We start from the raw sequence: 21,381 nt of genomic DNA, 5'->3' as shown, positions 1-21,381 counted from the left end.
TCCGCACCGTCTCCTCGGTGCCGGACTCCTGCGGCTCTGCGCCGTGCGCCATGTTGACCTCGCTCGCTCGAACTGTGGGTGCTCACGCATCTCTGCGTCGCGCGCTGTCGCCCCCGAAGGGGCGACAGCGCGAAGGGTGCGGATCGCTGCGGACCTGCACCGACGGGCACGCCGGCTGGACGCTGGACGGGCGCGCCCCCTGCCGGGCTTACTTGCCGATCGCGCTGGCCAGCTCGGAGTCGGTGCTCTCGAGGGCCTCGGCGGCCTTGTCGAGGTATGCGGAGATGCCCTCGAGACCCTGGATGGTCTTGCTCGCGCCGTCGTTGAACTCGGTGTAGGCGCTCTGGAAGGCGACGGATGACTTGTCCGTGACGTACCCGGAGGAGACCAGGTTGTCGATCATGGACTTGAGCTCCTGGAGCTTCGACTCCAGCTCGGACTGTCCCGAACGTAGACGGCTGGATGCGTCTCGCATGTCCGAGTAGGTCACGTTGAGGTTCGGCATGACAAATCCTCCAATGGTGGTGTGTTCACTGCTTACCGCTGCCCCGACCGCGAGCGGCCGGGATTCCATGCCGGGCGGCACGAAAACTGAAGGGGGTCGGCGACCCCGGGACTCATGAGCTGCGCCGGCGACGGACTGCGATGGCGACAGCCGCGCCGACCGCCAGCGCGATCGCCAGGATCACCAGCCCGGCGCGCACGACGGCGCTGTCCGCCGGAGCGACGGACGCCCGGGCGCCCTCGCTGTCGAGCTGGCCGCCCTGACCCAGCTGGATCGCGTGCGCCGGATCGACCTTCTCGCTGCCGGTGGGCGTCCCCGATCCCTTCGCATCCGCCGTCGAGCCAGCCTGCGAGCCGTCGGACGCCGGGGGCGTCGAGGTCTTCTTCGCGTCGCTCTTCGCCGACGCCTTCGTGCCCGAGGAGGCCGACGACGCGCCGGTTCCCGAGGAGGACGGGGCGCTGTCGCCGCTGCCCGTGCTGCTGGAGACCTGTGCCTTCGAGGCCGCGCCGGATCCGCCCGATGCCGGTGCGGCGCCGCCGGCGCCGCTCCCGCCCGAGGTCTGCGACGTCGATGCATCACTGGGCGCGGAGGCCGCGTCGGAGTCCGCCGCCGCGGTCTGCTTCGCGTCGCTCTTCTTCGCCTCGGGCTTCTCGGCCTCGGTCTTCTCGGTCTCTGTCTTCTCGGTCTCGGTCGCCTTCTTCGCGTCGGCCTGCTTCGCCTCGGTCTTCTCCGTCGACTTCTCGTCGACCTGCTCCGTGTCGTCCGTAGGGGACTTCGTCGTCGAGGTATCGGCCTCGGAGTCGGGTGCTGACCGGACCGACGCGCGAGGGCTGGATCCCTTGTCGTCGGAAGTCGCCCGAGGGAGGTCCACGGAGAACACCACGGGGTTCTCGGCGGTCGCGCGCTCAGGTGAGTCCAGGTCCACGAGGTCGGAGCCGTTCAGGCCGAAGTCCGCGTAGCCCGCGGCAGGAGCGCTCTGGGCCGAGACGTTCCAGACCTTGGCAGCGGCCTTCCCCTCCTTCGCGAGCTTCGAGGACATGAACACGTGGGTCTGGTTCCCGCTCGCGCTGGTCCCCTGGCTGGTGGGCGCACCGGCGCCGGCCACCAGATCCGTGAAGCCCGCGCGAGCGATCGTCGTCACGGGAGCGTCACCGTCGAGCGAACCGAGATTGCCCGTGACGACCAGCGACTCCTCGCCGAGGCCGTCCAGCCACGAGGTCAGGGCACCGGCCTGGGCGCTGCGCTGCTCGGCGTTCTGGCCCGCCAGCCGGTCCTGCCCCAGATCGCCGTCGTAATCAGAGGTGGACTGCCCGGAGAATCGAGTCGAGACGATCGTGGCCTCCGCCTTCGTGCCCCCTCGCTCGCGGAAGGTCTGCGCGACGGGGCTCGAGGCGGAGTAGAAGTCCTTGTCCGTGGAGATACGGGTCTCGCCCGTCGGCTCGACGGCGTCGGCCCGGTAGAGGAAGCCGTTGCTGCGGGGACCGACGGCCCCCTGCGGAGCCGCCACGGCTTTCCACTCGCCGTCGCCGGACTCGTTCAGCAGCCCTGCCAGGTCCTCCGCGGTCGAGGGCCCCTCCTTCCCGATCTGCGCATCGTTCTGCAGACCCTGGACGGAGATGACGTCGACGCCCTTCATGCCCGACAGAAGCGCTTCGACCTTCGAGTTCTGGCGCGCGAAGGACTCGCCGTCGGCTGCGCCCAGGATCGGGCAGCCACCGCCGCCGAGGACGGCCAGCGCGGTGCCGTCGGCCGTCTGCGACGTGGAGCAGTCGGCACCGCTCGTGTCCGCTCCGTCCGCGGTCACCGAGAAGTAGTTGCCCAGATCTACCTGGGCCACCGACAGGTCGCCCGAGGGCGCGGTGATCTCCGCCGAGGGGGCCGTGCCCTTCACCCGCGCAGGCAGGGGTGTGCCGGGATCGGTGACCGGAGACGTGGGCTGGACGTGCCATCCGTCCGTGAGCCCCGGGGTCGCTGCGACGTGCTCCAGGATGCTCGGGCCGGTGAACTCGGCATCGTCGCCGATCCGCGGTGCGCGATCGCCTGCCCAGCGGGGCAGCACGCGATTCTGCGTCTCCTCGTTCGCCGTGTACTCGTCCGCCGCGCCGTCATCCAGGATGAGCTTCTCACCCTGCGCTCCGCTCGCCGACGGGTCCTTCCGAGCCGCATCGAACTGAGCGCCCTCCGTCACCGCGGCCTCGCCCCGGAGCGCATACTGGTCGAGCCCGCTGACACGGAATCCGGAATCCGGCATGACCAACATGCCCGAAATGCGGTCGAGGGTCGCCGCATCGTTCCAGGATCCCTTGATGGACGCCAGAGAGGTAATCGGCTTCGGCGCCCCGTCCCCCTCTGGCGCATCCTGTCCCACGACTTTAGCGGCACTGGTCTCAAGAATTCGCCCAGAATTCGTTTGTCGCACAGTCCCGGTGATCTGGACATAATCACCGACATGGACATCGCCGGCACCCGTGACATGCACCGCCTGAGGCATCATCACGCCGGGATCCGGCTGCCCGCCGGTGTTGGGGGCCTGGACGTAGAACCCTCCGATGCCCCGGTCCGAATAGTCGGCAGTCACGAACCCATGGACGCTGACGTCCTGGTCAAGCGTGCCCTGCTCGTAAACCTGACGGATCTCCACCCCCTGGGGCTGCTGCTCCGGCTGGACACCGTCGGCCAGCGCCGGCGACCCTCCGAGGAGTACGACGAGGGCCGAGCAGGCGCTCGCGGGCAGGAGGGCACGAGGAATACGTCGGGGGGACATGAAGCTCCTTTGCGCTTTGCGCACAGAATCGCGTACACAACGGTCAGGGGAAACCGCAAGGGCCCATGGCCCGTCCTGCACAGCAGGGCGATCATTCGAAGGCCGCATTTCGAAGTCGAATGCGATATTAGGCAGGGATCACTAACGTGACCTTACAGCCGGGTGTCGTCCTGAGCAACAGATGACGAGATACTCGTCGGCGATTGCTCTGCCGAAGGCAGACCATGCCCCCCGGGTCCGTCAGACGATCGCGGAGGCCAGGCGGCAGGTGTTGTCCAGGATCTGCTTCCAGAAGGGGCGGGTGCGCCACTCCTCGAGGGTCAGCTCGCGGCTGCGAGAGCGGTAGACGTCCTCGACCTCGTGCATCTTCTCCATGAAATCCGTGCCGCCCACCATGAGCGAGCTCTCCATGTCCAGCAGGAACGAGCGGATGTCCATGTTCGAGGAGCCCAGCACCGTCACCGAGTCGTCGACCGTGACGTGCTTGGCGTGGAGGATCTTCGGCGCCTCGTAGCGCTGGATGCGCACGCCGGCCTCGAGCAGCGCCGTGTAGTACGAGCACTGGGCGTGGTCCACGAGGAACTGGTCGCCCTTCTCCGAGACGAACAGCTCGACCTCGACGCCGCGCTTGGCGGCCGTGACCAGGGCGTAGAGCATCGACTCGTCGGGCACGAAGTAGGGGCTGACGGCCGTGATGCGCTTCTCGGCGCTGTAGAACAGCTGGTTGAACAGCAGCAGGTTGTTCTCGAGCACGAAGCCGGGGCCGCTGGGCACGATCTGGCACTCGTAGGTGCCGGAGGTGTCCGGGGAGGGGCGGACCACCTCACCCTCGGGGATCGACTCCTCGGACTCGAGGTACCAGTCGGTCGCGAACAGCAGGTTGACCTCGGAGACGATCGGGCCGCGCAGGCGGATCATCGTCTCCTGCCAGCGCACGCCCTCGCGCGCGCCCTTCGCGCTCGCGTAGGCCGAGTCGATGAGGTTCTGGCTGCCCATCCAGCCGACCTCGCCGTCGACGATCAGCAGCTTGCGATGGTTGCGCAGGTCGGGTCGCTGCAGGGCGCCGTCGCGCAGCGGCTTGATCGGCATCATCGGGTAGTGCTCGATGCCGTGGGCGTCCAGCAGGCGCCGCATCGGCCGGTAGACGCTCCAGTACTTCATGGAGCCGTAGTGGTCGTAGAGGAAGCGCACCTTCACGCCGCGGTCGGCGGCCTCGGCGACGGCGTCGAAGAAGGGGCGCGTGGTCTCGTCGAGCCCGGCGATGTAGAAGAGCACGTGGACGGTCTCGCGCGCCGTGCGGATGTCCTCGGCCATGCGCCGGATCGAGGCCTCGTACTCGATCTCGAGGTCCGCGGAGTTGTTGCCCGTCAGCGGGTACGCGCCGAGCTCGCGGTTCAGGGCCACGGCGGACTGCAGCCAGCTCGGGCTGTCCTCGTCGAGGTCGCTGTCGGGGATGTCGTGCGCGCGCACCTTCATGAGGCGGTTGACCACGACCTGCTTCCGGCGCCGCTTGCGCGGCAGCTGCGTGTTGCCCAGCAGCAGGAACAGCGGGAAGCCGACGAGCGGGAAGACCATGATCGCCAGCAGCCACGCGAAGGCGCTCGCGGGGCGGCGGTTGCGCGGCACCACGAGCACCGCGGTGACGCGCAGGATGATGTCGAGGGCGAAGGCGACGTACGGCGCGACGAGCACGACGTGATCGACGACCCAGGTCCAGGTCTCCACACACCCTCCTCGTGGGCCGACGGGCCGGGTCGGCGGGCCGGGCCGGGCCGAAGGGCCCGACCCGTCGGCCGCTCAGATCGTCAGTTGTTGCGCAGGATCGAGAGGATCCGCAGGATCTCGATGTACATCCACACGAGCGTCACGGTGATGCCGAAGGCGCAGCGCCAGGCGTAGCTGCGATCCACCCCGGCGCGCACGCCGCGCTGGACGTCCTCGAAGTCCATGACCAGGGAGTAGGCCGCCATGACGACGGCGAGCGCGCCGATCACGAGACCGAGCAGGCCGCTGCGCAGGTCGGTGCCCGTGACCAGCATGAGGCCGATGTTGACCAGGCAGAACAGCAGGTAGGCGACCATCGCGACCGCGAAGATCTTGGTGAGCACCGGAGAGGTGCGCAGCACGCCGATGCGGAACAGCACGAGCACCGTGGTGGCGACCGCGAGGGTGCCGAGCACGGCCTGCAGGGCGATGCCCGGGTACACCCGCTCCATCATGGCGCTGAATCCGCCCAGGGCCGCGCCCTCGAGCGCGGCATAGGCGAGCACGAGGACCGCCGAGGGCCGCTTCTTGAAGGAGTTCACCATCGCGAGGACGAAGCCGCCGAGGAAGCCGACGACCATCGCTCCGATCGCGATCCCGTAGCCGAGCTTCTCGCCCTCGGTGCCGCCGACGACGCCGAGGGCGACGGGCAGCAGGCAGAAGACGACGCCGAACACGATCGTGACGCCGAGCGTCGCGGTGATCGCGTTGAGGGCGTCCCGCATGGTCATGCGGCCGGTGTCGTGGCCGGTCGCGGCGGGGCGCGCGTAGAGGGACTCGAGGTCCGGGGCCTGCTGGCCCGGGGCCTGCTGGGTCTGCTGCGTCCCCTGCCCCGTCGCGGGGAAGTCGCTCCTGAAGTCCGGCGAGGCGGCGTACTGGCCCTGGCCCTGCGCGAGGGCCTTGTCCTTGCCGAAGACGATGTTGTGGTGTGCCATGGCGCTCCTCCGATAGTGCGTGATGGCCGGGACGTCCGACGCAGGCGAGGAGGCCCGGGGACGCTTCCGCCCAGCCTACCGGGCGGCGGGGGCGCGCGTCTGGGCGCGGGATGAGTGTTCGCTCCGCGCCGACGGGATGCGTCCACGAGGCGATCGCGCCGGTGTTGCGATTCCTTCACGAACGATCCACCGCTCCTCCGCCCGCGCCCGCCGCGCGCACGCGAGGGTGGATCCCATGTCGACCGCCACCCTCGAGACCCCGCTGCCCGCGCGCACCTCCGCGTCCACGGCTCCTTCCGCGGCGTCTCCCTCCACGGCTTCCACGGCGCAGCCCGCAGTGCCTGCCCGCCACCGCCCCCGTCGGACCGCGACGGCGACCTCCCGCCTGCGCGCGATCGACACCAGGGCACTGGACCTGGGGCCGCAGATGCAGGGCGGGGACCCCTCCCCCGGGCCGGGAACGGACGTCGCCCGACGGCCGGAGCGCGCCGCGTATCGATCCGAGCGCACCGAGCACGCCGTGCGCTCGCTCTCGCTGCGCGAGCTCGTCACCGGCGCGGGCACGGCGGCGGGCGCGTGGACCCTCGCCGCCCACCTGGGCCTGCTCGGCACGGCGGGCGGCGTCTTCCTCATCTCTCTGGTCTCGACGACGGGCGTCGCCCTCGTCGCGGACTCCCTCACCGGTGCGCGGCGCATGCTCGTGCGGGTCGTGGGCGGCGCGCGTCGGCGCCGCGCCCATCGTCGGCGCATCGAGAGGGCGAGGAGCCGGGAGGGTCGCATCCGCGGCTGACCCGGGGCGCGGCCGGTCGAGGGTCTGGCACGCTGTGCGCATGGACACGATCGATGCCGCAGGAGAGACCTTCACCGTGCGCCGGGCGCGCGCCGAGGACGTGCCGGCGCTCGTCGCGTTGCTGGCCGACGACATGATCGGCTCCGGACGCGAGCAGGAGGACCTCGCCCCGTATCTCGCGGCGTTCGCGGAGATCGACGCCGACCCGCGACAGTTCCTCGCCGTGGTGGAGGACGCCTCCGGCGGTGTCTGCGGGACACTCCAGCTCACCCTGGTCCCGTGCCTGTCCCGACGCGGCTCCACCCGCCTGCTGATCGAGTCCGTGCGACTGGCCGGCGCAACCAGGGGGCGCGGTCTCGGGACGGCCCTCTTCGCCTGGGCCCACGAGTACGGCCGTCACCACGGTGCGGCCCTCGCGCAGCTCACCACCGACAAGAGCCGCGTCGACGCGCATCGGTTCTACGACCGTCTCGGCTACCGCGCGAGCCACGAGGGATACAAGCTCGAGCTGTGAGGGGACCGCGACGACGACGGCGATGAGGGCGACGGGCCCGCGGCTCACACCGCCGAGCTGACCATCTCCCGGAAGCGCCGCAGCCGGGCGTCCTCGCTCTCGAAGAAGTCCTTCGGCGGGCCGTCGAGCAGCACCTTCCCGTCCTCGAGGAACACGACCTTGTCGGCCACGCGCTGGGCGAAGGCGAGCGAGTGGGTGACGACCACGAGCGTGCGGTCCTCGCGGGCGAGGTCGGCGAGGACCGCGACGACCTCCGCCGCGAGCTCCGGATCGAGCGCCGAGGTGGGCTCGTCGAAGAGGAGCACGTCGGGCTCCATGGCGAGCGCACGCGCGATCGCGACGCGCTGCTGCTGTCCGCCCGAGAGACGGTCCGGGTAGGCGTCGGCCTTGGCGCCGAGTCCCACCTTCTCCAGCAGCTCCCGGCCCCGGGCCTCGGCCTTCGCCTTCGGCACGCCCTCCGTGTGGATCGGCGCGAGGGTCACGTTGCCCAGGGCCGTGAGGTGCGGGAACAGGTTGAACTGCTGGAACACCATGGTCGAGCGGGAGCGGACCGAACGCACGGTGCGCGCGCCCAGGCGCCCGCCCAGGCGGATCGGTCCGTCGCCGAAGTCGATCGAACCCGCGTCGGGCCGCTCGAGCAGATTGATGCAGCGCAGCAGGGTCGACTTGCCCGACCCCGAGGGGCCCAGCAGCACCGTGGTGCCGCGGCGCGGGATGTCGAGGTCCACGTCGTCGAGCGCGGTGAGGGAGCCGAAGGTCTTGCGGACTCCGCGCAGACGCAGCGACTCCAGCAGCGAGGGGCCTCGCGCCCCCGCCGACTCGTTCTCAGCTGGTGCGGACATGGGCGGACACCTTCTTCTCGAGGGCCATCTGGAGCAGGCTCAGCACAGAGACGATCACCAGGTAGATGAGCGCGACCAAGGTGTACATCGCCATCGGCTGGAAGTTCGCGGCGGCGATCTGGCGGCCCACCTGGAAGAGGTCGGTGATCGTGATCGCGAAGACGAGGCTCGTGCCCTTCACCAGGTCGATGAAGTCGTTCATGAGCGGCGGCAGGGCGATGCGGAACGCCTGCGGCGCGACCACCTTGGAGAACGTGGTGCGACGCGAGAGGTTCAGCGTCTGCGCCGCCTCGAACTGGCCGCGCGGGATCGAGAGGATCGAGGCGCGCACGGCCTCCGAGGCGTAGGCGCCCGTGTTGAGCGCGAGCGTGACCACGGCGGCGGTCATCGCAGGCAGCACGATGCCGAGGTTCGGCAGCCCGAAGAAGACGATGAACAGCTGCACGACCATCGGCGTGCCGCGGAAGATCCACACGTACAGCCACGGGATCACCTTCAGCGGGCCGGGGAGGTACAGCCTGCCCAGCGCCGTGATCACCGCGAGCACCATGGCGATCGCGAAGGAGATGAGCGAGAGCGGGACGGTGACCTCGAGGGCCGCGAGCAGCAGCCGCGGGAGGTTGTCCGCCCACATCTGGAGCGTGTCCATGGTGCCCCGATCAGCCCTTCGGGGTGAGGTCCTGGCCCACCCACTTCTCGAAGATCTTCTTCAGGGACCCGTCGGACTTCATGCCGTCGAGGATCTCGTCGATCTTCTTCTGCAGCGGCTCCTGGCCCTTGGGCATGATGACCCCGACCTCGGTGTCGTCCGGAAGCTCGTCGTCCAGGAGGCGGAACTTCTTGTCGGGGTTCTCCTTCTGGTACGTCTGGAAGGAGACCAGGTCGTTGCCGGTCGCATCGACGCGGCCCTGGGTGAGCAGCTCGATGGCCTCGGCGAAGCCCTGGACGGGCACGATCTCGGCGCCGAGCTTCTCCATCTGGGTGGCCCAGTTGCTCGTCGCGGACTGCGCGGCGCGCTTGCCCTTCAGATCGTCGAAGGACTCGATCTTCGAGTCCTCGGGCACCGCGACGCGGCCGATGGAGCGGGCGTAGGGCTCGGAGAACAGGTACGACTTCTCGCGCTCGGGCGTGATGCCCACGTTGTTCACGACGATGTCGAACTTGTCGACGTCCAGGCCGGCGATGAGCGAGTCCCACTCGGTCTCGACGTACTTCGGCGTCGCCCCGAGGCCCTTCGCGATTGCGTCCGCAATGTCCTTCTCGAAGCCGACCAGGTCGCCCTTGTCGTCGTGGTACGCGTAGGGGCGGTAGGTGCCCTCGAGGCCGATGCGGATGCTCTTGCCGGACTGGATGCGCTCGAGAAGGTCCTCGTCGGCCGCCTTCCCGCCGCCGTCGGAGGAGACCGAGCCGTCCTCGCCGCGGGTCTGCGAGGGGCCGCAGGCGGCGAGCAGAGCGGCCAGGCCCAGGCCGCCGCCTGCGGTGAGCAGGGTGCGGCGCGTGGTGAGGGACGAGCGGAGGGCTCGGGGCGGGAGCGGACGGTTCATGGCGGACCTCCTGGTCGGCGCGGGGAAGATGCGATGGGGCGGATGGATGGGGCGTGCGGGATCCCGACGCTCAGCGGGCGGCGGCGAGGGCCTGGTCGAGATCGGCGATGAGGTCCCGGACGTCCTCGATGCCGACGGACAGACGCAGCAGCTCGTCGCTGATGCCGGCGACCTCGCGGGCCTCCGGGGTCATGGCCTCATGGGTCATCGAGGCGGGGTGGCAGATGAGGGACTCGACGCCGCCGAGGCTCACCGCGAAGGCGGGGATCTGCAGCGCCGTCAGGAATCGCACGCGATCCACGGCGGGATCGAGCTCGAAGGAGAGCACCGCGCCCGGGCCCGTGGCCTGCGAGGCCTGGATGGCGGCCTCCTCCTCGCTGCGGGAACCGGGCGTGAGGACGGCGGCGATCGCGTCGTGGCCGCGCAGGTGCTCGGCGATCGCGACGGCGCTGGCCTGCTGGCGCTCGAGGCGCAGCGGAAGCGTCTTCACGTCCTGGATGAGGCGGTAGGAGTCGAAGGGAGAGAGCACGGCGCCGTAGGCCTTCTGGGCCAGGCCGATCCGGTCGGCCAGGGCGTCGTCGCGCGTGGTGACCACGCCGGCGAGGAGGTCGGAGTGCCCGGCGAGGTACTTCGTGGCCGACTGCACGACGAGATCGGCTCCCAGGTCCAGGGGACGCTGCAGGACCGGGGTCATGAACGTGTTGTCGACGACCACGAGGGCGCCGTGGGCATGGGCGAGCTCGACGATGCGGCGCAGGTCAGTCACGCGCAGGGTCGGGTTCGCGGGGGTCTCGATGAACACCATGCGGGTGCTCTCGGAGAAGGAGTCGTCATCGAGCTCTCCGAGGTCGTCCACGAAGCGGTGGCCGAGGCCCTGCTGCGGGAAGTACTCGGTGACCAGGCGGTACGTGCCGCCGTAGACGCTCGCCGAGAGGATGACCTCGTCACCCGCGCCGAGCAGGGAGAAGGCCGCGGAGGTCGCCGCCATGCCGGTCGCGAAGGCGAAGGCGCGGCCGCCGCCCTCGATCGCGGAGAGCACCTGCTCGAGCTGGGCGCGCGTGGGGTTCCCGCCGCGCTGATAGGAGAAGGTGCCGTCGGACGTCGCCGGGTCCAGCTCGAAGGTCGACGCGAAGTGGACGGGCGGGACGACGGCCCCGTGCTCCTGCTCGTTCTCGCGCAGCGCCTGGACGGCGACGGTCTGGATGTGCACCACGAATACCTCCTGGGTCGGGCGAGGGCGCTCCGCCGGGGCGGCGGGGCGACGCACTGCCCATCCTAGAGCCGTGGGTTTTGACCGTCATAACGGGAGTTAGGGGGATTACGTCGCCCGGCCCGGGCCCAGGTCAGGAAGTCGCCCGCGCGGCATCGCCGCGCGGCATCGCCGCACGACATCGCCGCGCAGCACCGCCGCAAGGCACCGCCGCAAGGCACCGGATTCGGGGGCGGGGGCGGGGGCGGGGGCGGGGCGAGGGACGAGTCGGCGGACCGATGTCACGCACCGGCATATAGCGGCGCTCTCTGCCATATATGGCAGAGAGCGCCGCTATATGCCGCTCGGTGACACCGTCGGCCGGGCGGAACCCCTCCGTCGGCCTCCGGCGATCGACCCGCGAGGATCAGCCGACGGCGACGGGTCGCGCAGCGCGCGACCGCGCCGGGACCCCGTCCTCCGTCTCGGCCCCGGCCGCGACATCAGCCTCGGCCTCGAGCCCGGCCTCCTCGTCGATCGCCTCGATGGCGCCGGTGGTGGTGAACTCGGTGCCGCGCAGCATCTCCAGGCGGCGACGGGCGCGCACCCGCAGGGCCACGAGGGTCGCGGTGACCATCGCGAAGCCCGTGATCGCGAGCGCGAGCGCGACGACCATGGTGGAGCGGTAGCCGAAGCCCGCGGCGATCACGGCGCCGCCCAGGCCCGCGCCGAGCGCGTTGGCGACGTTGAAGGCGGCGTGGTTGAGCGAGGCGCCGAGCACCTCGGAGCGCCGCGCGATGCCGATGAGCCAGGTCTGCATGGCCGGGTTCAGGGACGCGTTGGCGAGGTTCACCAGGAAGAACGCGACCATCAGGGCGACCAGGTTGGTGTGGGCGACGGCGAACAGCAGCACGAGCGCGAGGATGAAGCCGGGGAAGCCGACCATGAGCGTGCGCTGCAGGGAGCGGTCGGCGCCCGCGCCGCCCACGACGTTGCCGATCGTCATGCCGAGGCCCGCGGCCACGAGGACCCACGGCACGGCGCTCTCGGGGGCGCCGGTCACCTGGGTGGTGATGTCGGAGACGTAGCTGAACACGGCGAAGGAGCCGGCGAAGCCGACCGCGGCGATGCCCATGACGATCCACAGCTGCACCCGGCGCAGCGCGACGAGCTCGTCGACCATGCGGCGGCCGATGGGCTTCTCGTGGGCGGGGATGGTGGCCCGCAGCGCGAGCACGGTGGCGATGAAGACGCCGGTCAGCACAAGGTAGACGGCGCGCCAGCCGGCGGCCTGGCCGATGGCGGTGAGCACGGGGACGCCCAGCAGGTTCGCGACCGTCAGGCCGGAGAGCGCGAGCGCGACGCCCTTGCCCTGGCTGCCGGGGCCCATCAGGGAGGCGGCGAGCAGCGAGGCGACGCCGAAGTAGGCGCCGTGCGGGATACCCGCGAGGAAGCGGGCGGCGACGGTCAGCTCGAAGGTGGGCATGGCCGCAGAGAGCAGGGTGCCCAGGGCGAGCGCGCCGGCGAGCGCGACGATCATCGACGAGCGGCTCCAGCGCACCGAGAGCAGCGCGAGGATCGGGGCGCCGACGACGACGCCGAGCGCGTAGGCGGAGATCGCGATCCCGGCCCGGGCGATGCCGGTCTCGGGGTCGGAGGCCATGAGGTCGGGCAGCAGGCCGTGGGCGATCCCGGGGAGCAGGCCCATGGAGACGAACTCGGAGCCGCCGATCCCGAAGCCGCCCAGCGCCAGGGCGAACAGGGCGAGCCGACGGCGAGCCGGGCTGATCTGGTCGGACGCCGTGGGGGCGGTGGTGACAGTGGTCATGGGGAGTACCTCGAAGTGCGTGCGGGTGGAGCGGTGATCGCTGGCAGCGGGGGCCGGTGAGGGCTGTGGCCGCTGGTCGATGGGGCGGTTGCGGACGGGCTCCATCACCCGGTGCACAAGAATAAGCAAACGCTGTTGCGTTACGTCAAGGGGTCGGGCCGGATCCGGTGCCCTGATCCGCATCACACCCCGCGTGGGAGGATGGAAGGGTGAGACCGAGCACCCCTCTGGACCGCGTCGCGGGCGCGCACGACGCCGCGGTGCTCGCGGTCGCCCGCCGCGGCGAGCCGGTCTCCCGCGCCGATCTCGCCGAGGCCCTCGGGGTCACGCCGCAGGCCATCTCCAAGATCCTGGGTCGACTCATGGAGCGCGGGCTGATGGCGGGCGCCGGCTCGATCATCTCCGGCCCGGGCAAGCCGACCACCCTCTACCGGATCGTGCCCTCGTCCCGCCGGGCGATCGGCCTGCACCTCACCCGCACGCGCGTGCGGGGCGTGGTCGCGGACCTCACCGGCGAGGTCGTCGCCCACCGCGAGATCGAGATCGGGCACCGCCAGCCCGTCCCCGAGCTCATCGAGACCCTCGCCGCGCAGGCCCGGGAGCTGTCCGGCCTCGGGGAGGGCCTGCTGCTGGGCGTGGGCGTCGGCATGCCCGGGCCCGTCGACGTCGCGAGCGGCGTCTACCGGGGGACGTCGGCCCCCGATCCGTGGCGCGGCGCGGAGATCCGCCGGATGCTCGTCGAGGCGCTCGGCATGCCCGTGCTGCTGGACCACGACTCGCGCGCGGCGATCGTGGGCGAGACCTGGTCCCAGCCCGGGCTGCTACGCAACGCCGCCCTGGTGCTCGTCGAGGACGGGCTCGGGGCGAGCCTGAGCCTCGACGGGACGATCGTGCGCGGCGCCCACTCGCACTCGGGCGAGGTGGGGCACACGGTGGTGCGGATGGACGGCGTGGCCTGCGAGTGCGGGAGGCGGGGCTGTGCGCAGGCCGAGTTCATGGCGTCCCTCGAGCGGGGCGACGTCGCCGACGCGGCACGCGTTCTCGCCACGATCGTGCTGGACCTGGTGCGCCTGGTGGACGTGGACCGGGTCGTGCTCGGCGGCCGCACCGTGTACACGCACCACGAGCCGATGATGGAGGCGATCCGCGGCGCCCTCGAGGAGGGTCTGCGCGAGGAGCCGTGGGTGCACGTGGAGGTCATGCTCTCCACGCGCGGCACGGACCTCATCGCCGTGGGCGCGGCCTGCGAGGTGCTCGAGCACGAGTACGGCCTGCCGACGGCGCTCGTCGGCCCCGAGTGAGCCGAGCGGGACCGCCTGTCCGACCCCCGTCGGACCGCCAGACCGTCGGACCGCCTGCTCTCAGACCTCACGCGGGCCGAACACGGCCGAGCCGAGGCGCACGATGGTAGAGCCCTCCTCGACGGCGATCTCGAGGTCCGCGCTCATGCCCATCGAGAGCTCGACGAGGGCGGGGTCGGCGAGCTCCTCGCGCAGGGTGCGCAGCCGGCGGAGGGAGGAGCGCACTGCGGTCTCCTCGCGCGTGTGCGCGCCGATCGTCATCAGGCCGACGGGGCGCAGGGCGCCCGTGGCGCGGATCCGGCCGACGGCCCCGGCGATGGTGTCGGCATCCGGGGCGAAGCCGCCCTTCGACTCCTCCCCCGAGGTGTTGACCTGGACGAGCACATCGCGCTCGACATCGGCGAGCTCGGCGCGGCGGGCGAGGGCGTCGATGATCTCGGGCCGGTCGACGCTGTGGATCAGGGAGGCGAAGGCGACGACGTCGCGGGCCTTGTTGCGCTGCAGGCGGCCGATGAAGTGATGCGGCACCGCGAGCTCGGACTCGAGGGCGGCGAGCGCGGGATCCTCGTGGGTGGCGATCTCCTGGGCGCGGTTCTCCCCCACCGCGACGCGGCGACCGCGGCCGTGGAGGGCACGGACGGCACCCGCGATCTCGGGGGCGGAGCGGGTCTTGGTGGCCAGCAGCACGAGGATCTCGCGGGGGTCGCGGCCCGCGCGCTCGGCGGCGGCGTCCAGGCGTGCGAGGACGGCGTCGAGGCGTGCGTCGAGCTGCTGATCGAGGCGCTGGTCGGGATGAGCCGCGGACGGGGAGTGCGGGGAGGTCATGCCGCGTATTCTCCCAGCCTCCCGCCGTCTCTCGCGCTGAGCTCATCCCCCAGGCGCTCGGCGAGAGTGGGACGCATGGTCACCCGGGGGACGGAGGCCGGGGCGAGGGCGGCGAGCCGCCGGGCGTCCTCCTCGCCCACGGGCTGCAGGACGTTGAGGTGCACGCTCGCCGCCTCGTCGAGGTACAGCCGCGTGAAGCGGACCGTCACGTCGCCCGCGCGCGGGAGGTGGAAGACCTGGTCGCGGACGCCGTCCCGGGTGAGGTCGTGACGCTGCCAGAGCTCGTCGAAGCGCTCGGAGCTCGTGCGCATGCGCTCCACGAGGCCCGTCCAGCTCGGGTCGTCGAGGTGGGAGGGCATGGCCGCACGCAGGCGCGCGACCATGCGCGCGGTGGTCGCCTCCCAGTCGTCGTAGGCGGAGCGCCAGACGGGGTCGAGGAACGCGCGGACCATGCAGCTGCGGTCCTCCAGCGGCCCCTCGTCGATGTCGGTGATGAGGAACCGGTAGGTCGCGTTCGCGGCGAGGATGTCGAACTTCGCGGTCTGGATGCAGGCGGGGACGCCCTCGAAGCGAGCGAGCAGCTCCACGTGGTCGGCGGTGACGACGCTGCATCCGGCGGGGTCGCCGGCGTCGTCCGGCCGGGAGCCGGTGGCGAGCAGGTGCAGGTGCGCGCGCTCGTCGGGATCCAGCAGCAGGGCCCGGGCGAGGGCGTCGAGGACCTGGGTGGACGGGGTGATGTCGCGCCCCTGCTCGAGCCAGGTGTACCAGGTCACGCCGATGCCCGAGAGCATGGCGACCTCTTCGCGGCGCAGTCCGGGCGTGCGGCGGCGCCCGCCCGGAGGCAGGCCCACTCGGTCCGGTGTCAGGCGCTCACGGCGACTGCGCAGGAAGCCCGCGAGCTCGGCGCGCGCGGACGCGGAGGCGGAGGCACCGGAGCCGGACGACGCGACGGTCGATCGGGCGGTCGACGGGGCGGAGGCTGAACGGGAGGCGAGCACCATGAATACCAGGATAAAGGGCATCTGGATACCTGGATAGAGGGGGTGTCAGATGGACCCATGTCATGCAGCACCGCTTCCGCATCGCACGCCGCCGCCGTGGCGGACTCCCCCGCCGCCCCGGATGTTCCGGTACCGCCGGAGCCGACGGAGCCGACGAGCCCGCCGCTCGGCGCGGGCGGCGTCGTGCTGCTCGCCGCCGCCATCACCGGCAATCTGATCTTCGGCTCGTCGACCCTGGCCCTCCCCGCCCTCGAGGACGGTCTGGGGCTGACCGCCTCGACCGGCACGCTCGTGGTCGCCCTGTTCTCCGTGGGCTTCGCCTCCTCGCTCGTCCTCGGCGGGCGCCTTGGCGATGCCTGGGGCAGGCGCCGGATGCTGCAGATCGCCCTGGCGGCACTGGTCCCCGCGTCCCTGCTGGTCGCGCTCGCGCCTGGCGCGGGCGTGCTGCTCGTGGGCCGGGTGCTGCAGGGCGTCGCGAGCGGCCTCGCGCTCCCGCAGGTGCTCTCGACGATCCAGCACACGACCGTCGGCCGCTCCCGGGCGCGCTGGACGGGCGCGTACGCCTCCGTGATCGGCGGCGGCACCGCGATCGGCCAGATCGGCGCCGGTGCCCTCGTCGCCGCGGACCCGTGGGGCGCGGGGTGGCGCCTCGCCTTCGGCTTCGTGGCCTTCGTCGCTGCTCTGGCCCTGTTCGCCGCGCGTGCGATCCCCGAGACCTCCTCGAGCCGAGTGAGCCGGCTCGACCCGCTCGGCGCGCTGCTGCTGGGCGCCGCCATCGCGGCGATCGTGCTGCCGCTCGGCGCGGGCTCGCTGCTGGCGACGTCGGCCGTGGTCTCGCTCCTGGTGCTCTCGGCCGTGCTGCTCGCCGCCTTCGCCCTGTGGCAGCGTCACCGCACGGACGCCCACGCCCTGGTGCCGCTCTCGGCACTGCGGGTGCGCCCCCTGCAGCTCGGACTGGCCCTGACGCTCGTGTTCTTCGCGAGCTACGGCGGCTTCGTCTACTACTTCTCCACCACGCTGCAGACGGGACTGCACCTGGGCGCGCTGACCACGGCGATCGTGCTCACCGTCTTCGCCGCCGGGTTCGTCGTCACCAGCGCGATGCTGCCCGCGTTCGTCGCCCGCTGGACGCCCCGGCACGTGATGCTCGCGGGCGTCGCGGGCCAGGCCGTCATGCTCGCGGCGACCGCGGCGATCGTCGTGGGAAGCGACGGGCACCCGCCGCTCGTGCTGCTGTGCCTCGTGCTCGTGGTGCTCGGCGTCGCGCAGGCCGCGATGTACGGGCCGCTGATCGGCAGCGTCATGGGCGCGGTCAGCCACGACCTCGCGGGCCTCGCGAGCGGCCTGTTCTCGACGCTCCAGCAGGTGGGCATCGCCCTCGGCGTACCCGTCTTCGGCCTGGTGCTGGGCACGCTGCCGACCTACCCGGCGCTCGCCGTCGCCGCCTGCATCGGGGTGCAGATCCTCTTCGCCGCCGTGTTCGCGGTCCTCGTCACCGCGCTCGGGCGGGCGACGAATCGGGGCTCCTCGCTGACGGCGTCGACGCAGCGGATCGAGCGATGAGCGTCGCGTTCCCCCCCCCCCAGGGCAAGCCTCGGGCACGGCGCGGTCAGGTGGCCTTGATCGACGACGGCCGCTGCTGTTCTCGAGCGACCCGATAGCGAGTCCAGAGCGTGTACGACCATCAAGGCGTTGACGGAAGACGACTGCCTGCCGGCGGCACTATGTGCACTTCCGGACGAAGAGAGAATTGGCCCCCGCATCAGAGCTGTCCGCTGTCGCGTACACAAGAGTGACGTTACCCATCCGGTCTCGAAGCCCGACCCGCTCGATGCCTGTCTCATATTGAGCGAGATCAAGAAAGAACCGCGTCAAGGATGGCGCAGACAGATACGTGTGGCCGTCACCTCGGAACCAAGACGCCATTGCATGAGACTCCCTCGAGGCAGCAGAAGACCCGTGAAGCATGCCCCGTTCGCGATCGAGACCGCATTCGCGGAACACGTGAGGCTGAAGCGATCCGCAGGAGATCACCCGTCGGCGACCGCGCCGTCCGCGGAGAAACCGCGTCCAGGACAAGCCACGAGACCACCCCAGAGGACTCAGAGAATACCCATCAGAGGATCCTGCGGGTCGACCCCCGACGCTTCGCGGAAGATGACATCATTCAGACGAGGCGTCTCACGCACAACGCGGTGAACGCCCTCATTTTTCCTGGCTCCAGTACGCGCGACGCAAGCTCACATCGTGCCTTTTCCGCAGGACGATCAGTTCCGCCACGCTGGTCGCTGCGATGCCGCACGGTCCTCCGATGAGAAAAAGAATCTGCGCCCAGAAGGGAAAGGGCGACTCCCAGCCGCCACTGATGTCGCGGACCAAGCCGATGCCGAGCGAGTAGATGCAAAGAGCGAGTGTCAGAACGGCCGGATATGCAGGGTGGGCGTCGTGAACTCGAAACATGTGACGAAGGACCGCCGGAATACCCCAGACAGTCCAGGCGCTCATGAACCACATGACCGCAAGCAGCAGCGTCAACATCACAATTCCGAGGAGTAGACCTACTGCGTCTCCTGTCGACTGCACAGAAGAAGAGGGCGCGACAGCGAGGCGCGGAGACAGGTCTGCGGCGAAGATAATTCCTACGACCAATATCGCCGAGATCACGAGGGTGCGCCCGGGCTCCAACATTGCGCGGTAGATCGCGCGCCGCTCACCTCGAACTGCGATCAAAGGAAGTACGACGAATCCAAGCAGCAGGAGGACCGGTATCACGACGGCAGTCTCGACAGCTGAGGCCAGCATGCCCTCGAACCAGCCGGACCAGTCGTCGTAGTCATCGAACCAACGACTTCCCGCCCACAGCGCAAGCACCCAGGAGAGCCAACCGCGAAGACGGACCACCCAGGTGAGTGTCTCCGAATCGACGACCGCCGGCTTGCGCGGGCTCAGGAAGGCCCTGCATCGGTGCCCAGCACGAACCCATAGACGCACTGCGACAATCCCAAGAGTCAATAAGACACCGAGGACCCTTTCCATCGATCCTCTTCTCTCGTACGAACTCAACGCGGCCACAGCAGTCTTCCCCAGTCACCCGGGAGCCACCGCACCTGGGCGGGAGCCGTCCACGTGCCCCCAGCGGGACTCGAACCCGCACTGAGCCGCTTTTAAGGCGGCTGCCTCTGCCGATTGGGCTATGGGGGCGTGCTGGTGACAAGCCTATGCTGGACGTGCCATGGCCGACTCCCTCCGTTCCCTCGCGGACTCCCTGCGCCGCTTCGACGACCAGCGCCTCGAGCGCCTGCTGAGCGCCCGCCCGGATCTGCTGCATCCGCTCCCCCACGGTCTCGGCGCCCTCGCGGCGCGCGCCACCGGCTCGCTGTCGGCCCGTCGGGCCCTCGGCACCCTCACCGCCGCCGAGCTCGCCGTCGTCGATGCCCTCGCGGTCCTGGGCGACGGCGCCTCCCCGCCGCAGATCGCTGCGCTGCTCGACGCGCCGAACACACCGCTGGCGGCGCACCTGGAGCACCTGCGCACCATCGCCCTGCTGTGGGGCGAGGACGAGCTGCGCCTGGTGCGGGCCGTGCGCGAAGGTCTGCGGTCCCCCGCAGGGCTCGCGCCCGTGCACGCCGAGGACCCGTCGGCCGACGAGGCCCGCGCCCTCCTCGATCGCGCCCCTGCAGAGCTCGGGCCAGCGCTGGACCGTCTGCGCTGGGCCCCCGGACGCCTCGAGGTCGGCACCGGGGACCTGGCGGACCGGCTGCTCGCGGCGGGCATCGCCGTCGCGGACGGCTCCGCCCTGCGCATCCCGCGCAGCGTGCACCTCGCGCTGCGCGGCGGACGCCTCCTCGCATCCTTCCCGCAGGATCCCCCGGACCCCGGCGGGGCCGAGATCCGCGAGCGCATCCCGGGGACGCGCACAGCGGGCGCGGTCGAGCGCGCCCTGGACGCCGTGCGCGTCCTGGACAGCGTGCTCGGCTGGGACGACGAGACCGCGCCCGGAGTGCTGCGCCGCGGCGGCCTCCCCCAGCGCGACCTGCGACGACTCGCCGCGGACGCGGGCATCCAGGAGGTCACAGCGGCGACGATCCTGCAGTCGGGCTGGCTCGCCGGGCTCCTCGGGCACGACGGCGAGACCTGGGCGCCCACGGCCGACTGGGCCGAGCTGTGGCAGCACGGCCCTGAGCACCGCTGGGCGGAGCTGGCTCTGGCCTGGGCGCACGGCGACCACCTCGCGGTCGCGGCCGGCGAGGCCGATGCGACCGGCACCCCGCGCGCGCTGCTCTCCGAGGCCACGCGCATCGACCAGGGCGCCGCGCGCCGTGCGCGCCTGCTGCGGATCCTCGCCGCGCACCCCGGCCGCGACCTTCCCGAGCAGGGTCTGCACGCGGCGCTCGCCTGGTGGCATCCGCTGGTGCCCGCGCGCACGCTCGCGCGGGACGTGAGGGCCGTGCTGGACGAGGGAGCAGCCCTCGGGCTCCTGGACGGCGGCGCGCTCACCGTGCTCGGCGAGACGCTCGTCGAGGTGCTCGGGGCCGATCTGCCCACGGCCGACGCCCGACTCACCGAGGCGCTCGTGGGCTTCGCCCCCGCACCGGTCGACGAGGTGCTGCTGGGCGCGGACCTCACGATCGTCGTGCCCGGACGACCGAGCCCACGGCTCGCCGCCCTCGAGACGTGGACCGAGGTTGTCTCCCGCGGCGGTGCGCTGACCCTGCGCGCGACGCCCGCGTCCGTGCGCGGCGCCCTCCAGGAGGGACGGGACGCCGAAGAGCTGCTGGGGTTCCTGCGCGAGGCCTCGCGCACGCCGATCCCGCAGGCCCTCGAGTACCTGGTGCACGACGAGCAGCGACGGCTGGGACAGGTGCACGTCGGCCCCGCCCGCGCCTACGTGACCGGCGAGGAGGACGCGATCGCCCTGCTGCTCGCCCAGCCCGGCGCCGCGAGCGCGGGACTGCAGCGCCTCGCGCCGAGGGTCGCGATCGCGGCGTGCGAGCCGCGCATGCTGCTGCGCCTGGCGGCGGCCGCGGGCCTCTCCCCTCTGGCCGACGGGGACGCGGGCGCGCAGGCTCTGCGACTGGGCGCGCGGGGCCCGGCCGACGGGGCGGCTGCGCGCCGGAGCGGCGGCGAGGCCGTCGAGCAGCTGGTGCGCGCGCCCGCGACGCCCGGCCCGTCGGCCCTCCTCGAGCCGGCGGAGGCCGTCGCGCGGCTGCGGCGCGCGGAGTCCGGGGAGGGCGCGCCGAGCACGGTGGACCTGCTGCTGGAGGCATCGGCCGCCGGAAGGATCATGAGCCTGGGGATCGTGGACGGACGCGGCGGCATCGAGCGCGTCGACGCCGTGCCGCTGGGCGTGGAGGACGGCCGGCTCCGAGCGCGCGCGGCGTCCGACGGCGAGGAGTTCACGGTGCTGGTGCAGAGGGTGACGCTGGACTGAGACGGCACGCGCGGCATGGGTCGGCGGGCCGCTCCGCTGCCCTGCGCACGCACGTCACGCCGGTTCATGGGGACTTATCCCCATGGTCGAACACGTCTTCGATTGCCTATGCTTCCCTACGGCGCCGCAGATCGTGGATCGCCGCGAC

17 protein-coding genes and 1 tRNA gene are annotated in these 21,381 nt (G+C 71.4%); 5 read left to right on the top strand and 13 right to left on the bottom strand.

The genetic code is table 11. The annotated features are described in order from the left end of the window. Positions 1-208: 208 nt before the first annotated feature. From Bra3105_RS15130 to Bra3105_RS15115, 4 genes are all read right to left on the bottom strand, one after another. Positions 209-505: a WXG100 family type VII secretion target gene (locus Bra3105_RS15130; protein WP_152351646.1), complete on the bottom strand. Its 297-nt coding sequence runs from the start codon at positions 503-505 to the stop codon at positions 209-211. Between the two features lie 112 nt (positions 506-617). After that, positions 618-3,269: a hypothetical protein gene (locus Bra3105_RS15125; RefSeq protein WP_228357554.1), complete on the bottom strand. Its 2,652-nt coding sequence runs from the start codon at positions 3,267-3,269 to the stop codon at positions 618-620. A 240-nt stretch (positions 3,270-3,509) separates the two neighbouring features. Next, entirely contained in the window at positions 3,510-4,994 is a 1,485-nt protein-coding gene (gene cls, locus Bra3105_RS15120) for a cardiolipin synthase (RefSeq protein WP_228357553.1), read from the bottom strand. 80 nt (positions 4,995-5,074) lie between these two features. Continuing rightward, positions 5,075-5,968, bottom strand: a complete 894-nt coding sequence (locus Bra3105_RS15115) for a Bax inhibitor-1/YccA family protein (RefSeq protein ID WP_228357552.1) — start codon at positions 5,966-5,968, stop codon at positions 5,075-5,077. Positions 5,969-6,203: 235 nt separating this feature from the next. On the opposite strand from Bra3105_RS15115, the gene Bra3105_RS15110 reads away from it, so the two are divergent. Beyond that, positions 6,204-6,758: a hypothetical protein gene (locus Bra3105_RS15110; protein WP_228357551.1), complete on the top strand. Its 555-nt coding sequence runs from the start codon at positions 6,204-6,206 to the stop codon at positions 6,756-6,758. A gap of 40 nt (positions 6,759-6,798) precedes the next feature. Next, positions 6,799-7,272 carry a GNAT family N-acetyltransferase gene (locus Bra3105_RS15105; RefSeq protein WP_228357550.1) on the top strand — a complete coding sequence of 158 codons (474 nt, stop codon included), beginning with the start codon at positions 6,799-6,801 and terminating at the stop codon, positions 7,270-7,272. A gap of 44 nt (positions 7,273-7,316) precedes the next feature. On the opposite strand, the gene Bra3105_RS15100 is transcribed toward Bra3105_RS15105, so the two are convergent. From Bra3105_RS15100 to Bra3105_RS15080, 5 genes are all read right to left on the bottom strand, one after another. Continuing rightward, a complete protein-coding gene (locus tag Bra3105_RS15100; protein ID WP_228357549.1) occupies positions 7,317-8,114 on the bottom strand; it encodes an amino acid ABC transporter ATP-binding protein in 798 nt (265 codons plus the stop codon). After that, on the bottom strand, positions 8,098-8,763 hold the full coding sequence (locus tag Bra3105_RS15095) for an amino acid ABC transporter permease (RefSeq protein ID WP_228357548.1): 666 nt from the start codon (positions 8,761-8,763) through the stop codon (positions 8,098-8,100). Before Bra3105_RS15095 ends, Bra3105_RS15100 begins: the two co-directional genes overlap by 17 nt. Before the next feature lie 10 nt (positions 8,764-8,773). Then, the gene (locus Bra3105_RS15090) at positions 8,774-9,658 is read right to left on the bottom strand and encodes a transporter substrate-binding domain-containing protein (RefSeq protein ID WP_228357547.1); all 885 of its coding nucleotides are present in this window, start codon (positions 9,656-9,658) and stop codon (positions 8,774-8,776) included. A 70-nt stretch (positions 9,659-9,728) separates the two neighbouring features. Further along, positions 9,729-10,868: a trans-sulfuration enzyme family protein gene (locus Bra3105_RS15085; protein ID WP_228359673.1), complete on the bottom strand. Its 1,140-nt coding sequence runs from the start codon at positions 10,866-10,868 to the stop codon at positions 9,729-9,731. A gap of 406 nt (positions 10,869-11,274) precedes the next feature. Further along, entirely contained in the window at positions 11,275-12,675 is a 1,401-nt protein-coding gene (locus Bra3105_RS15080) for an MFS transporter (RefSeq protein ID WP_228357546.1), read from the bottom strand. A gap of 209 nt (positions 12,676-12,884) precedes the next feature. Between Bra3105_RS15080 and Bra3105_RS15075 the strand changes: the two genes are divergently transcribed. Further along, positions 12,885-13,976, top strand: a complete 1,092-nt coding sequence (locus Bra3105_RS15075; RefSeq protein WP_200503466.1) for an ROK family transcriptional regulator — start codon at positions 12,885-12,887, stop codon at positions 13,974-13,976. A 60-nt stretch (positions 13,977-14,036) separates the two neighbouring features. Here the strand turns inward: Bra3105_RS15075 and Bra3105_RS15070 are convergent, their stop codons facing one another. After that, positions 14,037-14,801: a YggS family pyridoxal phosphate-dependent enzyme gene (locus Bra3105_RS15070; RefSeq protein ID WP_228357545.1), complete on the bottom strand. Its 765-nt coding sequence runs from the start codon at positions 14,799-14,801 to the stop codon at positions 14,037-14,039. Further along, positions 14,798-15,802, bottom strand: a complete 1,005-nt coding sequence (locus Bra3105_RS15065; protein WP_228357544.1) for a helix-turn-helix transcriptional regulator — start codon at positions 15,800-15,802, stop codon at positions 14,798-14,800. The genes Bra3105_RS15070 and Bra3105_RS15065 overlap by 4 nt, the downstream gene beginning before the upstream one ends. A gap of 96 nt (positions 15,803-15,898) precedes the next feature. Here Bra3105_RS15065 and Bra3105_RS15060 point away from each other — a divergent pair, with 96 nt between their 5' ends. Beyond that, entirely contained in the window at positions 15,899-17,365 is a 1,467-nt protein-coding gene (locus Bra3105_RS15060) for an MFS transporter (protein ID WP_228357543.1), read from the top strand. Between the two features lie 642 nt (positions 17,366-18,007). On the opposite strand, the gene Bra3105_RS15055 is transcribed toward Bra3105_RS15060, so the two are convergent. Continuing rightward, positions 18,008-18,703: a hypothetical protein gene (locus Bra3105_RS15055; RefSeq protein WP_228357542.1), complete on the bottom strand. Its 696-nt coding sequence runs from the start codon at positions 18,701-18,703 to the stop codon at positions 18,008-18,010. Positions 18,704-18,929: 226 nt separating this feature from the next. Continuing rightward, positions 18,930-19,003 (bottom strand) — tRNA-Leu (locus tag Bra3105_RS15050). 31 nt (positions 19,004-19,034) lie between these two features. On the opposite strand from Bra3105_RS15050, the gene Bra3105_RS15045 reads away from it, so the two are divergent. After that, positions 19,035-21,233, top strand: a complete 2,199-nt coding sequence (locus Bra3105_RS15045) for a helicase-associated domain-containing protein (protein WP_228357541.1) — start codon at positions 19,035-19,037, stop codon at positions 21,231-21,233. Positions 21,234-21,381: the final 148 nt, after the last annotated feature.

Source organism: Brachybacterium halotolerans subsp. kimchii, from assembly GCF_020792675.1.
In the GTDB taxonomy this organism is placed as follows: Bacteria; Actinomycetota; Actinomycetes; order Actinomycetales; family Dermabacteraceae; genus Brachybacterium; species Brachybacterium halotolerans.
Note: the sequence above shows the minus strand (reverse complement) of the source record. Positions and strands in the feature narration are given on the sequence as shown.

Bases quoted from the DNA above. Each gene is read 5' to 3' on its own strand.
- Bra3105_RS15080 (WP_228357546.1), bottom strand. From the start codon at position 12,675: ATGACCACTGTCACCACCGCCCCCACGGCGTCCGACCAGATCAGCCCG.
- Bra3105_RS15095 (WP_228357548.1), bottom strand. From the start codon at position 8,763: ATGGACACGCTCCAGATGTGGGCGGACAACCTCCCGCGGCTGCTGCTC.
- Bra3105_RS15070 (WP_228357545.1), bottom strand. From the start codon at position 14,801: ATGACCTCCCCGCACTCCCCGTCCGCGGCTCATCCCGACCAGCGCCTC.
- Bra3105_RS15045 (WP_228357541.1), top strand. From the start codon at position 19,035: ATGGCCGACTCCCTCCGTTCCCTCGCGGACTCCCTGCGCCGCTTCGAC.
- Bra3105_RS15090 (WP_228357547.1), bottom strand. From the start codon at position 9,658: ATGAACCGTCCGCTCCCGCCCCGAGCCCTCCGCTCGTCCCTCACCACG.
- Bra3105_RS15115 (WP_228357552.1), bottom strand. From the start codon at position 5,968: ATGGCACACCACAACATCGTCTTCGGCAAGGACAAGGCCCTCGCGCAG.
- Bra3105_RS15105 (WP_228357550.1), top strand. From the start codon at position 6,799: ATGGACACGATCGATGCCGCAGGAGAGACCTTCACCGTGCGCCGGGCG.
- Bra3105_RS15100 (WP_228357549.1), bottom strand. From the start codon at position 8,114: ATGTCCGCACCAGCTGAGAACGAGTCGGCGGGGGCGCGAGGCCCCTCG.
- Bra3105_RS15130 (WP_152351646.1), bottom strand. From the start codon at position 505: ATGCCGAACCTCAACGTGACCTACTCGGACATGCGAGACGCATCCAGC.
- Bra3105_RS15110 (WP_228357551.1), top strand. From the start codon at position 6,204: ATGTCGACCGCCACCCTCGAGACCCCGCTGCCCGCGCGCACCTCCGCG.
- Bra3105_RS15065 (WP_228357544.1), bottom strand. From the start codon at position 15,802: ATGGTGCTCGCCTCCCGTTCAGCCTCCGCCCCGTCGACCGCCCGATCG.
- Bra3105_RS15125 (WP_228357554.1), bottom strand. From the start codon at position 3,269: ATGTCCCCCCGACGTATTCCTCGTGCCCTCCTGCCCGCGAGCGCCTGC.